Origin of the sequence: Neobacillus vireti (genome assembly GCF_036962345.1) — a bacterium.
Taxonomy (GTDB): Bacteria; Bacillota; Bacilli; order Bacillales; family Cytobacillaceae; genus Neobacillus; species Neobacillus vireti_A.
Window position 1 is genome coordinate 204,673 of sequence record NZ_JBALNB010000018.1, and the last position, 12,640, is coordinate 217,312.

Annotated in this window: 14 protein-coding genes and 1 pseudogene; 4 read left to right on the forward strand and 11 right to left on the reverse strand. The window is 37.5% G+C overall.

Annotated elements, in window-relative coordinates:
- Positions 1 to 89: 89 nt before the first annotated feature.
- The 8 genes from tlp to acnA all read right to left on the reverse strand — a co-directional run bounded on the left by tlp (position 90) and on the right by acnA (position 7,947).
- A complete protein-coding gene (gene tlp, locus V7108_RS21745; RefSeq protein WP_335512957.1) occupies positions 90 to 305 on the reverse strand; it encodes a small acid-soluble spore protein Tlp in 216 nt (71 codons plus the stop codon).
- Positions 306 to 441: 136 nt separating this feature from the next.
- Positions 442 to 588: a small acid-soluble spore protein N gene (gene sspN, locus V7108_RS21750; RefSeq protein WP_335512958.1), complete on the reverse strand. Its 147-nt coding sequence runs from the start codon at positions 586 to 588 to the stop codon at positions 442 to 444.
- 66 nt (positions 589 to 654) lie between these two features.
- Positions 655 to 786, reverse strand: coding sequence for an FbpB family small basic protein (locus tag V7108_RS21755; protein WP_335512959.1), 132 nt, complete (start codon positions 784 to 786; stop codon positions 655 to 657).
- A 143-nt stretch (positions 787 to 929) separates the two neighbouring features.
- Positions 930 to 1,463, reverse strand: a complete 534-nt coding sequence (locus V7108_RS21760) for a redoxin domain-containing protein (RefSeq protein WP_335512960.1) — start codon at positions 1,461 to 1,463, stop codon at positions 930 to 932.
- A 342-nt stretch (positions 1,464 to 1,805) separates the two neighbouring features.
- On the reverse strand, positions 1,806 to 3,512 hold the full coding sequence (abc-f, locus tag V7108_RS21765; RefSeq protein ID WP_335569385.1) for a ribosomal protection-like ABC-F family protein: 1,707 nt from the start codon (positions 3,510 to 3,512) through the stop codon (positions 1,806 to 1,808).
- Between the two features lie 256 nt (positions 3,513 to 3,768).
- Entirely contained in the window at positions 3,769 to 4,734 is a 966-nt protein-coding gene (locus tag V7108_RS21770; RefSeq protein WP_335569386.1) for a phosphotransferase enzyme family protein, read from the reverse strand.
- Between the two features lie 32 nt (positions 4,735 to 4,766).
- A complete protein-coding gene (locus tag V7108_RS21775; RefSeq protein ID WP_335511323.1) occupies positions 4,767 to 5,132 on the reverse strand; it encodes a DUF1992 domain-containing protein in 366 nt (121 codons plus the stop codon).
- 103 nt (positions 5,133 to 5,235) lie between these two features.
- Entirely contained in the window at positions 5,236 to 7,947 is a 2,712-nt protein-coding gene (gene acnA, locus V7108_RS21780) for an aconitate hydratase AcnA (RefSeq protein ID WP_335569387.1), read from the reverse strand.
- A 354-nt stretch (positions 7,948 to 8,301) separates the two neighbouring features.
- Between acnA and sspO the strand changes: the two genes are divergently transcribed.
- A complete protein-coding gene (gene sspO / locus V7108_RS21785) occupies positions 8,302 to 8,451 on the forward strand; it encodes a small acid-soluble spore protein O (RefSeq protein ID WP_132086590.1) in 150 nt (49 codons plus the stop codon).
- A 104-nt stretch (positions 8,452 to 8,555) separates the two neighbouring features.
- Here the strand turns inward: sspO and V7108_RS21790 are convergent, their stop codons facing one another.
- Positions 8,556 to 8,834: a hypothetical protein gene (locus tag V7108_RS21790; protein ID WP_335569388.1), complete on the reverse strand. Its 279-nt coding sequence runs from the start codon at positions 8,832 to 8,834 to the stop codon at positions 8,556 to 8,558.
- Positions 8,835 to 8,951: 117 nt separating this feature from the next.
- Here V7108_RS21790 and V7108_RS21795 point away from each other — a divergent pair, with 117 nt between their 5' ends.
- Positions 8,952 to 9,092: a small acid-soluble spore protein P gene (locus V7108_RS21795; protein ID WP_179595556.1), complete on the forward strand. Its 141-nt coding sequence runs from the start codon at positions 8,952 to 8,954 to the stop codon at positions 9,090 to 9,092.
- A 59-nt stretch (positions 9,093 to 9,151) separates the two neighbouring features.
- Here V7108_RS21795 and selA read toward each other — a convergent pair whose 3' ends face one another.
- On the reverse strand, positions 9,152 to 10,558 hold the full coding sequence (gene selA / locus V7108_RS21800; protein ID WP_335569389.1) for an L-seryl-tRNA(Sec) selenium transferase: 1,407 nt from the start codon (positions 10,556 to 10,558) through the stop codon (positions 9,152 to 9,154).
- Between the two features lie 95 nt (positions 10,559 to 10,653).
- On the opposite strand from selA, the gene V7108_RS21805 reads away from it, so the two are divergent.
- Positions 10,654 to 11,046, forward strand: a complete 393-nt coding sequence (locus V7108_RS21805) for an Hsp20/alpha crystallin family protein (protein ID WP_335569390.1) — start codon at positions 10,654 to 10,656, stop codon at positions 11,044 to 11,046.
- Positions 11,047 to 11,142: 96 nt separating this feature from the next.
- On the opposite strand, the pseudogene V7108_RS21810 reads toward V7108_RS21805, so the two are convergent.
- Positions 11,143 to 11,328 (reverse strand): annotated as a pseudogene (locus V7108_RS21810) (Rdx family protein); the annotation flags it as partial.
- Between the two features lie 193 nt (positions 11,329 to 11,521).
- Here V7108_RS21810 and selD point away from each other — a divergent pair.
- A complete protein-coding gene (selD, locus tag V7108_RS21815) occupies positions 11,522 to 12,589 on the forward strand; it encodes a selenide, water dikinase SelD (protein ID WP_335569391.1) in 1,068 nt (355 codons plus the stop codon).
- Positions 12,590 to 12,640 lie beyond the last annotated feature (51 nt).

Genomic DNA, 12,640 nt, shown 5'->3' on the forward strand with positions numbered 1-12,640 from the left:
ATCTTACCATAACCTGACCAGTGTTACGAAATGAAAGGATTTAAAGAAAAAAAGGACCTGTATAATAGAACAGGTCCTGGTCTGTTGTTTTAGACTTCATCCTTAATTTCTGCACGATAACTTTCAATGCTTTCACGGCGTCGTTCGTTTTTAGCTTTAATTTGCTCACGCTGTGTTTCGCTATCTGTAAAGGCGAGTGATTCTTCAGCTGCCTCTATATTTTCAATCGTATCATGAATCATAGATTGCAGCTTTTCTACGTTATCACTTCGATCATCTGGTTTCGGTTTGTTATTATAGGTCATTAAGATTCCTCCTCGGGTGGTATCACGTACAAATATAGTTTGTATCGAAGCAAAAAAAATATCACAGAAAAATTTGCTAATCAGGAGGCATAAAAAAGACTCGCAAGCCATTGCCTGACGAGTCTTTACCATTTTATTATTCACCTTTTGTTTGCATGACTTGAGCATGCTTACCAGATGTATCTTGGTATTTTTTTCCTTTATTACCGCCGTATTTCTGTGATGTTTTATTTCCAAGCTCATCCGTACTAAATGCTTGCTGTCCTCTTTTTGGATTACTCATGTATTATCCCTCCTCCTTAACATTTTGTCCGTTTTAGGGGGAAACATGATTGGTAATCTATGTGAGTTATTCAGCTTTTTCCAAACGCTTTTCTTCTAAGCGCAATTCAATCTTTTCCATCGCAGCTCTATCTCTCAAAATTTGACTTTTATTTTCGGATACCAACTCTGCAAAGGAACGCTTTCTAGGCTTTCTCATGTATTTCACCTTCCTTATTTCTTATTCTAACAGTTATTATGCCCGGAAACGGTTTCAATTATTACAACTTTTTGAAAATTAAAAAGAAAAGTAGCAAATAATGATTTAAAGCGTAAAAAAGACATTGGAGTTCGTCCAATGTCTTACTTTAATTCCTTCGTGTATTGTTTCATCGTATCATGATTCATAGCACCGACGTATTTGAAGCCGATATTGCCCTTCGTATCGATAAAGTACGTGGTAGGAATAGATAGTACTTGGTACATTTCATTCACTTTATCTTCAGCGTCTAATGGAATAGGAAAAGTAATTTTATTTTCATCTATAAAGGATTGAACGTCTAAATGCGGGTCAATATTAACTGCTAAAATTACTACCTCATCACCGGATTCTTTATGAAACTCTTCCATTGCTGGCATTTCCGCTTTACAAGGAGGACACCAGGTTGCCCAGAAATTAAGCATTACCTTTTTCCCTTTTAAATCGGATAATTTGACAGTCTCCCCCGTTAAGGTTTTTAGTTCAAAATCAGGTGCTTTAGCACCAACTTTTAAACCTCCCATATTGGCAGCTTCTTGACTAAGATTATCGGGTTCAGACTTTTTTTCCATAGCCTGCACAATCGCAACTCCTAGTAGGGCAATTAACACTACGATAGCAATTACTTTTTTTACCATTACCCCGAACCCCCCTGTTCTATATGCTATTTCGATTTTACACTATAAACTCAGTTAAAACGAAGGTTGTATATGCCAATTTTGTGACAATATTAAGAACAGTTTATTAAAAGTATCCTGGAAAAGCAAATTTACCTTACTTTCTTTACAATACCATAATCTTATAAATATTTCTTAAAATATAACCACAGAAAGGATTAGGGGGATGTTCGCAGATAAAATTGAAGTAACGCAGATATATTAGATTTTAAGCAGATATATTTCAATTAACGCAGATATCTCTGATTTATCGCAGATATAATAAAATAGCCCCTCTCGAGGGGCTATTTTAAGGAGCAGGTTTTACATTAGTTTTCTTTTTTGCTTTAAAAGTTCGTTAAATTCATTATCTAATTCCATGTATTTAGGATTTTTTTGATCAATTAATGATAACTCACCCAAGATTGTAGCAATTCTGTTTTCGATGATCATTAATTTTTCTTTCATATCAATAGGCTCAGCACTAGTTTTATTTAAGTAATCTTTCGGCTTCATCTCTACACGCTTAATCACATGATTCTCAAAAACAAGGAGTTTATCGCAGAGCTTATTCAAGAAATAATAATCATGCGAAACAGTAATAATGGTTCCAGTAAATTCATTAAGTGTTTTTTCAAGCTGTTCTCTGCTGGGTAAATCGAGATGATTGGTTGGTTCATCTAAGATTAAAACATCATAATCTTTCAGCAGCATGTCAACGAATTTAACACGAGTCCTCTCGCCAAGACTTAATGTTGCAATTGGCTTCGTTATTAGCTGTTCCTTTAATCCGAGATTAGCAAATAGTGTTCTCGCCTTGAGGATGTTTTCTCTGTCAGTAAATCCTAATGCCTCTAAAGCTGTTTTTTCTGCAGGTAAGTTGTCTACATCCTGGCTTAAGTAAGCAACCTTTAACGATTCACTTTTCCATAGCTCGCCATGAGAAACGGATGTTTCCCTAAGGAGCATTTTTATCAAGGTGGTTTTTCCACAGCCATTTTCCCCCAATAAACCGATACGCTCTCCATGATTAATATAAAAGTGTGAATCGCGGAAAAGGGTTCTCTCACCAAAGCTTTTTGTTAAACTTGTCGCTTCAATAATTCTTTTTCCTCTATTCCCTTTCGTATCAAACTGAAATCTAACTTTTGTCTCCTCTAGAGGTTTGTCGACTTTATTTTTTTCAAGCTCGCTCTGAAGTCGTTTCATTTTAGATTTCACTTGAGAATCCCGTTTTTTCGCCTTAACTCGGTGATATTCCTTATTTCCATAATCTCTGCCTTGTTTAGTAGATGTTCTGTGAGCTGTCTCGGACCACGACGATAATTGGTCCATTTGCATTTCGATTTCTTCTTTTTTACGCTGCTGTACATCATAATGATGCATTTGAGTTTCCAGTCTGTGCTGTTTTTCCTTCTGATAATCGCTGTAATTACCATTGTAGAAATGAAGCTTGGTATTCTCAATTTCAAAGATCCGTGTGACTGTCTTATCTAAAAAATGGCGATCGTGAGAAATAATCAGCACTGGTCCTTTATATTTCGCCAACTCTTCAATCAACCATTCTATCCCCTTAAAATCTAGGTGGTTGGTCGGCTCATCGAGAATTAAGAATCCTGGCTTGGAAGCCCACACGTTGGATAATGAGAGTTTCAACTTCTCGCCGCCGCTTAGATGATTTAAACGCGTTTCCTCCCATTCATAAATCTTTTTCAGCCCTAACTCACTTGTGTGCTGCAAGATTTCTCCCTCAGATGATAGAGAATTTTGAAATTCACTGCCATCGTAATCCACGGATTGCGTCAGGTAACCAATCTTTAATTCCGGCGATTTTTCAATGAAACCCTTATCAGGTGTAAGTTTACCAGTAAGAATATTGGCCAATGTCGTTTTGCCGGTGCCATTATACCCTACAAGTCCAATTCTTTCACCATTCTTAATATCAAATGAAACATTGTCAAAGATTTTCCTTAGATTAAAGTTCATATCTAGTCCGGTTGCTTTTATAATAGATAAATTATCTTTGTTCATAAAAAAACTCCCTTCGATGGAACCTGAAGAGAGTAATTGAGTCATGTAGTTTACACAATCATAATAAGCATACGTTAATAAACCTAAAAAGGCCTTTATTAACAAGGTTTTGATTGAAATATAAACGTTCAGGACTAAAAAAGGATAGACTAATCCTATTCTTCAGGTTCACCATTTTTCGTTGTTCGAATAAATGTGCTGAAAAAATAAGATTATAACTTCATACCTCTTTACCATTCCTTTACGTTTGTTATATTTATTTTATTGTACCTAAACCGAAACTGTCAATGATTTCCGTAAAATTAACATCGGAATACGGCTTTCCACTCTCAATATTATCTTTTAAATGGGTAAGAGTATACCCCTGCCAATCCTCTAAATTATCCGAATTACACTTCTCCAAAAATAAAGTATATAAAAAAACCTCTCTTATTTTTAAAAAGATAGGAATTTGTTGAATAAGTTCCTTGCTGAGTGTGTGTACATGTTGATATCCTCTTAAGAAATGCTCCCAGAACTCACTGCTAAATTGGGTGTTTTCTGGTGTAAAGGATGAAGTTTGCCAATAGGCATGATAAAAGGCGGCGGCTAGATCATAAGCATACCAATGGTAAGCACAATCATCAAAATCAAAAACGGTTAGCCTTCCTTTATTTACAAAGATATTCCCTTGGTGAAAATCATTATGTATAAGTCCGAATAAGTTTGGAGTTAGTGGGAACTTCTTTAATTGATTTAATAGTTGTTTGTATTTTTCTGCTATAAGTTCGGAGGTGATTTTTGGAAGTAGATTTAATAAATCAGGCTGATTTTCTGACCAAATGGGCCGATCTACCTTTATTGTTTTTCCAGCCATGTGCATTTTCCCCATTAGATTGCCCCAATGATAATATAATTCTTTGTTCCATAAATCACGATTGGTGACATCAATTGAAGTTCCCTTTGCCTTTTCAAATGCTACTACAAAATGATGTTCTCCGATTGTTTCGACCAACTTCTTACTCACAGATTTTACTGGTAAAGAAACAGGTACACCATTCTCCCACAGCCCGTGAATATATGCCAATTCATTAATAATATCCAGTTGCTTTCGTCTACTGGAAGGTGAAACTCTAAATATAAGGTTACCATAGGAATAGACGGTATTATGAAAGCCGTCATTAATTGGAACGAGTTCACCTTCCTTATAGCCATATAAAGGTAAAATAATATCAGTAATCATTTTGATCTCAATCTCACTTTCTGAATGAGCACCTATTTTAATTTGTTATAAATTTTATCTGCATAGCTGCCAAAACGGGAATTTGTGGCTGTTCCTCTTTTTTCAAGCAGTCTATCCATTTCCAGCCTTTTTTTCATCAACTTTGCCCGGAGGCGTCCTTTTTCTTCTTCGTCCGTTGTCTCTTCTATCAATTCTTCAATTCTAAAGATTTCACTTTTAACATCCTCAGGCGAATATCCCGCATTTTTTAACACTCGATACGCCATTTTCCATTCGTTTGACATTCCGGGAAAGTCATCTTTTAATTCCAAAGGCTGCCCTATTCCAGGTAGATTTTCGAGATCATTCTTCTTTATGGCTTCCTTAATTTTATCTTCTGCTATTTTCGAAAAATCCATTTACATCGCACCCTTCGCTCTACAAGTAATAGTTTATTTTCTCTAGTATATATGTTATTACCCGTAAAAAGCCACCATGCATGGCTGCATGGTGGCTTGAATATTACGCTTCTTGTAATTTTTCACGAAGTACCATTGGAAGGATACCACCATGACGGTAGTAATCAACTTCAACTTCAGAATCAAAGCGAACAAGTACTTCAAATTCTTTCTTGTTACCAGCTTCATCAGTAGCAGTAACTTTTAGAAGGTCACGTGGTTTAACATTCTCATCCACTTGAACATCGATTGTTTCTTTACCAGTTAAGCCAAGTGTTTCAGCGCTTTCGCCATCTTTAAATTGAAGTGGAAGAACGCCCATTAACACTAGGTTAGAACGGTGAATACGCTCAAAGCTTTCAGCTAGAACTGTCTTAATGCCTAGAAGGTTAGTACCTTTTGCAGCCCAGTCACGTGAAGAGCCCATTCCGTAATCTTTACCAGCAAGAACAATAAGCCCAGTGCCATTTTCTTTGTACTTCATGCAAGCATCGTAGATGGATGTAACTTCGCCAGTCGGCCAGTATGTTGTGAAGCCGCCTTCAGTTCCTGGTGCGATTTGGTTACGAATACGGATGTTTGCAAATGTTCCACGCATCATAACTTCATGGTTACCACGGCGTGAACCATATGAGTTAAAGTCACGAGGCTGAACACCTTTTTCTAATAAATACTTTCCAGCTGGGGTATTTTTACCAATAGCACCTGCAGGAGAGATATGGTCAGTCGTAACAGAATCTCCGAACTTACCTACAACACGCAGGCCGTTTAATGGTTCAACGGTACCTGGCTCTGGTGATAAACCTTCAAAGAATGGAGGATTTGCAATGTAAGTAGAATCCTCATCCCAAGTATATAATGGCTCATTGCTTGTTTTGATTTGATTCCATAGTTCGTTGCTTTCAAAGACATTTTCATATTCTTTTCGGAATAATTCAGGTGTAACAGTCTTTTTGACAACATCATTTACTTCAGCAGTTGCTGGCCAGATGTCTTTGAAGAATACATCATTACCATTTTTATCTTTACCGATAGGTTCGTTAGCAAAGTCAATGTTTACTGTACCTGCAAGTGCGTAAGCAACAACTAACGGAGGTGAAGCCAGGTAGTTTGCTTTTACAAGCGGATGAATACGTCCTTCAAAGTTACGGTTACCTGAAAGAACAGATGTAACTAAAAGATCGTTTTCAGCAATTGTCTTCTCGATTTCTTCTTTTAATGGACCGGAGTTACCAATGCATGTGGTACAGCCGTAACCAACAAGGTTGAAACCGATTTGCTCTAGGTATGGAAGTAATCCAGAATCACGAAGATATCCAGTTACAACCTTAGATCCTGGTGCTAATGATGTTTTAACAAACTTAGGAACTTCCATTCCAAGTTCAACCGCTCTCTTCGCAACAAGTCCAGCTCCAACTAGAACGTATGGGTTTGAAGTATTTGTACAGCTTGTAATAGAAGCAATAGCTACTGCACCAGTTGTAATTTCAGTTTCTTCCCCATTGTTAAATTTAATAGTAGCAGTCTTGTTAAGTTCATCAGATTGTAAGCCGAATCCTTGGTTTCCTTGTGGTGCAGAAACTGCCTTTACAAACTCTTCTTTCATTTTTGAAAGTGGAATCAAATCTTGTGGACGCTTAGGACCTGAAAGATTTGCTTCAATAACTGAAAGGTCAATCTCAACAACATTAGTATAAACTGGCTCTAAAGCTGGATCAAAGAATAATCCGTTCGCTTTGCAGTATTGTTCTACTACATTGATTTGCTCTTCTTCACGGCCAGTTAAACGTAAATATACAAGTGATTCATCATCGATTGGGAAGAATCCGCAAGTTGCACCATATTCAGGAGCCATGTTTGCGATTGTTGCACGATCTGCTAGTGGCAGTTGGGATACTCCAGGACCGAAGAATTCAACAAATTTACCAACAACACCTTGGCTGCGAAGAACTTGAGTTACTTTTAAAGCTAAGTCTGTAGCAGTTGCTCCGTTTGGAAGCGCACCTGTTAACTTAACACCAACTACTTCAGGTACCGGGAAGTATGAAGGCTGTCCAAGCATTCCTGCTTCAGCTTCGATTCCGCCAACACCCCATCCAAGAACACCAAGACCGTTGATCATAGTTGTATGAGAGTCAGTACCAACTAATGTATCTGGATACGCTTCTAATTCACCATCAGAAGTTTCCGCTACATGTACAACATCAGCCAAATACTCTAGGTTAACTTGGTGTACGATACCTGTTGCAGGTGGAACCGCACGATAGTTATTGAATGATTTTTGAGCCCAGCTTAAGAACTGGTAACGCTCAGCATTACGTTCAAATTCTAAATCCATATTTACTCGTAATGAGTCAGCAGATCCATACGCATCAACTTGTACAGAGTGGTCGATTACAAGGTCAACTGTCTTCTCTGGATTAATTTTATCTGGGTCGCCGCCGAGGTCTGCCATTGCTTTTCTTAAAGAAGCAAGGTCAACTACTGCCGGTACACCAGTAAAGTCTTGTAGGATTACACGTGATGGCTTGAATGGAACGTCCACTTCTTTAAGCTCATCTGTTCCCCATTTTGCTAAGTTTTCAACGTGCTCTTTCGTGATTACACGGCCATCGTATTGGCGAAGCACAGATTCAAGTAAGACCTTTACAGAATATGGCAATTTAGAAACGTTGCCAATACCGGCCTCTTCAAGTGCACTTAAGCGGTAATAGTGATAACGTTTACCGTTTGCTTCAAAAGAAGTCCGTGCGTTAAATACATCTTTTTTCACCATTTTAAATCCCCCTCATTCGTCATCATTAGCTAAAATTAACGAAAAGTCGAAAAGTTTGAATATTCCTATCCATCCCTACTTTTCTCACAATTCTAATCTTAATACAACCTTCAATCTATGTAAATAACAAGAAAGTTATTGTGATTGATAAGTTTTTCTTATGATTTTTATGTATAATGTTCAAAATATTTAGATAAATATTGGAAGAACGTAAACTGAATAATCATAAAGATTAGAATTTGTCGTCTTATTTATTATCTCAAAAAACTTATTTGTTGTCATTATTTAAGTTTAAAAGGAAATATTAACATTATTAAAGAGAATTCTACAGAATTCTTTTAGGAGGTGATTACGTTGCAAAGAAGAAAATCAAATCATGTAATCCCAGGTGCTAATGCTGCAAAAGGACAGGGAATGGGTGCGGGATATAATGAGGAAATGTCGAACGAACCATTAACAATAAAAGAAAAAATGAACAATAAGAAACGTAAAAAGAATCAGTAATTATAAAAAGATAAGCCCCTATTTCGCGAAGTATACTGTGTCACTAGTTGCAGTAGCTGGATTCACACTAAAAGCAGGGTATCCCCTGCTTTTTCATGATGTCCTTATTCTGGAAGATTAACTTCAGCAATGATTGTTTGTAAATCTTGTTGAAATCGTTCAAGCTGAGCCCGTTGGTGTTCTGAAGCTACTTCTAGGGCATTTTCAATTTGCTGATATGCTTCATTTACTTCTTCCTTTAAATGCTTTAACTGATGTCCATAGCTTGCACTGTCGCTAATAATAGTGGCAGCAAGTCCTTGGGCTTCTTCATACCCCTGTTGGGCTGCCTGAAAAGCCTGCTGTTTATCCTTGTTATACGGAAATCGATCAATTTCTGGCATTGACTGTTTCACTCCCCTCTGTTTTCTATACCGTTAAATTGCACAGCACCCAAACAAATTATTCAGCATAAAAAGTCCTCAGCATTGCATCCTAACAATATAGGAGGAGGGATGAAAATGGTGAACAAAAACGACGGCAAGGATATGCGAAGAAACCAGCCAAAGACATCTGGTCAGCCTGAACCTTTAAGCGGTTCAAAAAAAGTAAAGAACCGTAACCATACACGTCAAAAAAGTAAGTCACATCATGATATGTAAACAAAAATAGGCACAAAAAAATAGTTCTAACCCCCTCTAGACCGCAGAGGGGGTTGCTTTTATAATTGAAGTAAGGCTTGCAGTAATAGCTGCTCTTCTTCCTTAGTGACGGTTCTTAAATCAATGATATATTCATCTTTTTGAATTCGTCCAACAATAGCAGGTTTATTTTCAATCCTTAGTTTCCTGCCGACTTGTTCCGCTGTAAGTGAATGATGTTTAAGTGAAATGACCCTAGTTGGAAGTAGTACGTCAGGCATCGTTCCGCCACCTACTTGACTTGTACCAGGGGAAATTTTTGCTTCAAAATGATCTGTTCCTTGTAACAAGTTTGTAACAAAAGTCTTCGTTCTTTCGTCTAATTCAACAGTAGAAATTAATAAGTCACGAATTGTGGGTATGTTTTTAACTCCCATTTCCCCTCGTGCATAATCAATTAGCGTGCCTTCTAGTGCTGCTAATGTCATTTTATCTACCCTGACCACACGTGCTAATTGATGTTTTTTTAGAACGTCAATAATCTTCTTTTTCCCAGCAATAATTCCTGCTTGAGGTCCTCCTAACAGTTTGTCGCCACTAAAGGTTATAATATCCGCACCCATTTCAATGACCTCTCTTACAACCGGTTCATCTCCGATTCCGTGTTTTCTAAAATCAAAAAGTGCACCACTTCCAAGGTCTTCGTAAAAAATAACGTTTTCAGTTTGTTGTGTCAACCCAATAAGCTCTTCCGTTTCCACAGATTTCGTAAAACCTATTACTTTAAAATTACTTGTATGTACTTTCATGACAATAGCCGTTTCAGGATTAAGAGCTTTTTCATAATCATATAAATGAGTTTTATTTGTAGTTCCAACTTCGACTAATTTTGCTCCGCTTTCTTCCATAATAGAAGAAATACGGAAAGAGCCGCCGATTTCTACCAGCTGACCACGTGAAACAATAACTTCTTTATTTTCTGCAAGCGCTCTTAATACAAGATAGACGGCTGCTGCATTATTATTCACAACCATGGCAGCTTCTGCACCAGTAATTTCTTTAATAAGGTTTTCTACATGACTATGTCTTGACCCTCGCTCTCCTTCTTGCAGCCTATATTCAAGGTTTGAGTAATTTTGCGCAGTTTCCACGACATGTTGGATCGCATTGTCGCTGAGTCTTGCTCTACCTAGATTTGTATGAAGGATGGTTCCTGTTGCATTAATCACTCTTTCAATCGTAAAAGAAAATTGATTCTTTACGTTTTCACCTACTAGCTGAAAGATTTCATCTATAAACTGATTTGTCCCTGGAATGGATCCATTCCAGTTATCCTTTACAATTGATGACCGTATTTGGTCAATTGCTTCTTTTACCTGTTTGGTTAACTGTGAAACATCTAGTTGATTGTTCCTAAGAAGAACTTCAAACTGTTCATGATTTTGAAGTTCATGAACTGCCGGAATTGAGCGTAGCCATTCTTTCACCAAAAAAACTCCTTTACGGTTCCAATTTATTCCTATTATAACATTACACCTTTTTAATCTGAATGAATAAAATACATCGAGCAAGGGGGATAGTTATGAAATCCAAAAAAAATGATCAGCCTATTGATTTTGAACTTGTGGAAAAGTGGTTGGAAAACTATTGCCTTGATCCTTTAACTACACAAGATGACTTGATACAATTTCGAATTGATCTCTACGAAACGGATCAAGAGTGGATTGTAGAGGCATTACTTAACGAGTATACAAGTTCGGAAATTAAGGTGTTTATAGAAGATAAAAATCTTGTTATTACAGCTGCAAAGTCTTCCCCACCCTCTAATGTACAAAAAAGAGTTCGCACGGTTCAATTCCCCTTTGAAGTGATCAATCAGAAAGTAACGGCAAACTATATAAATGGAATATTAGAGGTTTTGATATCAAAAACTGAAAAAGGATTAGGAAAAAGTTGCTATATAACATTGCCCTAAGTAAAACTTACGGCATTATTTTTTTATCATCAAATTAACATAATACAATTATTGGAACGAAACACCCTCATACCAATCTCTGATATGAGGGTGTTTTTATTTTTGTGAAATGATATTAATGATATCCTCTGTGTCTGGAAATACTCCAGTATCAAGCTTGGAATAGATCTTCTCTCCATTGAGTGTTACTTCAAATGCTCCACCAGAAACTGGGATCAATTCCATTTTTCCTATCTTGCGGTTAAAGTGTGTAAATAGCTCTTCCGCGAAACTCGCGGCCTTTGGTGCGTAGTTTCATTGCATGCAAAATTCAACGGTTATTTGATAAACGTTCATTTTTGATCCTCCATTATTCCCCTAAATCTAATTACCTACATCGGTATAGTAAAAACATTTTAACTTACTGCAATTGTTCAAGCAAATCTTTTGCTTCCCTAGTATGTGCGGTTTCATAAATTATAAGTTATACTAATTAATGGAGGTGGATCTATTGAGCGAGCAAGAGAAAATACGCCTAACTTCTTTATCAACGAAAGCTGGTTGAGGCTGCAAAATTGGTCCTGAGGACCTGGCGCAAGTGTTGCGTCATTTACCAAAACAAGAACAAGTTCCAGAACTATTAGTGGGACATGAAACATCAGATGATGCGGGTGTTTATCAGTTAACTGACTCAATTGCCCTTATTCAAACGGTCGATTTCTTTACGCCAATCGTAGACGACCCATATATGTTTGGACAAATAACAGCAGCAAATGCTTTAAGCGATGTTTATGCAATGGGTGGAGAACCGAAAACGGTTTTAAATATTGTCGCTTATCCAATCAAGAAGCTCGGTGCAGAGATACTTTCAGATATTCTTCGTGGCGCTGCAGATAAAGTTAAGGAAGCCGGAGCATTAACGGTTGGGGGTCATTCTATCGATGACCAAGAACCTAAATTTGGTCTATCCGTTACGGGAATTGTTCATCCAGAGAAGGTTTGGAAGAATGTTGGAGCAAAACCGGGAGATGTTTTGGTGTTAACAAAGCCAATTGGAGTAGGGATTATCACGACAGGGATTAAACGAAGTGTCGTTACACCACATCAAGAACAAACAGTCACGGATACAATGGCTGAATTAAATAAAACAGCAGCTGAATTGTTGACAAACTATCAACCACACGCAGTAACCGATGTAACTGGATTTGGATTGTTGGGACATAGCAGTGAAATGGCACGCGGAAGTAATGTCAGCTTTGAAATCTGCTACTCTAAGGTTCCGATCCTCGAGGGGGCATTAGAGTTAGCCAGGGACGGAGTGGTTCCAGGAGGATCCAAATCAAATCACAAATGGTTACTAGATGATGTCGCGTATGAAGATCTTTCCAACGAGGAGCAGCTAGTGTTATGTGATGCGATTACTTCAGGAGGACTTCTGATTTCCATTAGTGAAGAAGAAGCTGTTCAATATGTGGACAACCTCCGTGCAGCTGGGAAACACCATGCTGCTGTCGTTGGCAGGGTTACTGAGAAGAAAGACAAATTGATCTATGCAAAAAGATAACAGCGTGGTATGTGCCTCGCTGTTTTTATTTGTACTTTTTCGGGAATCAGA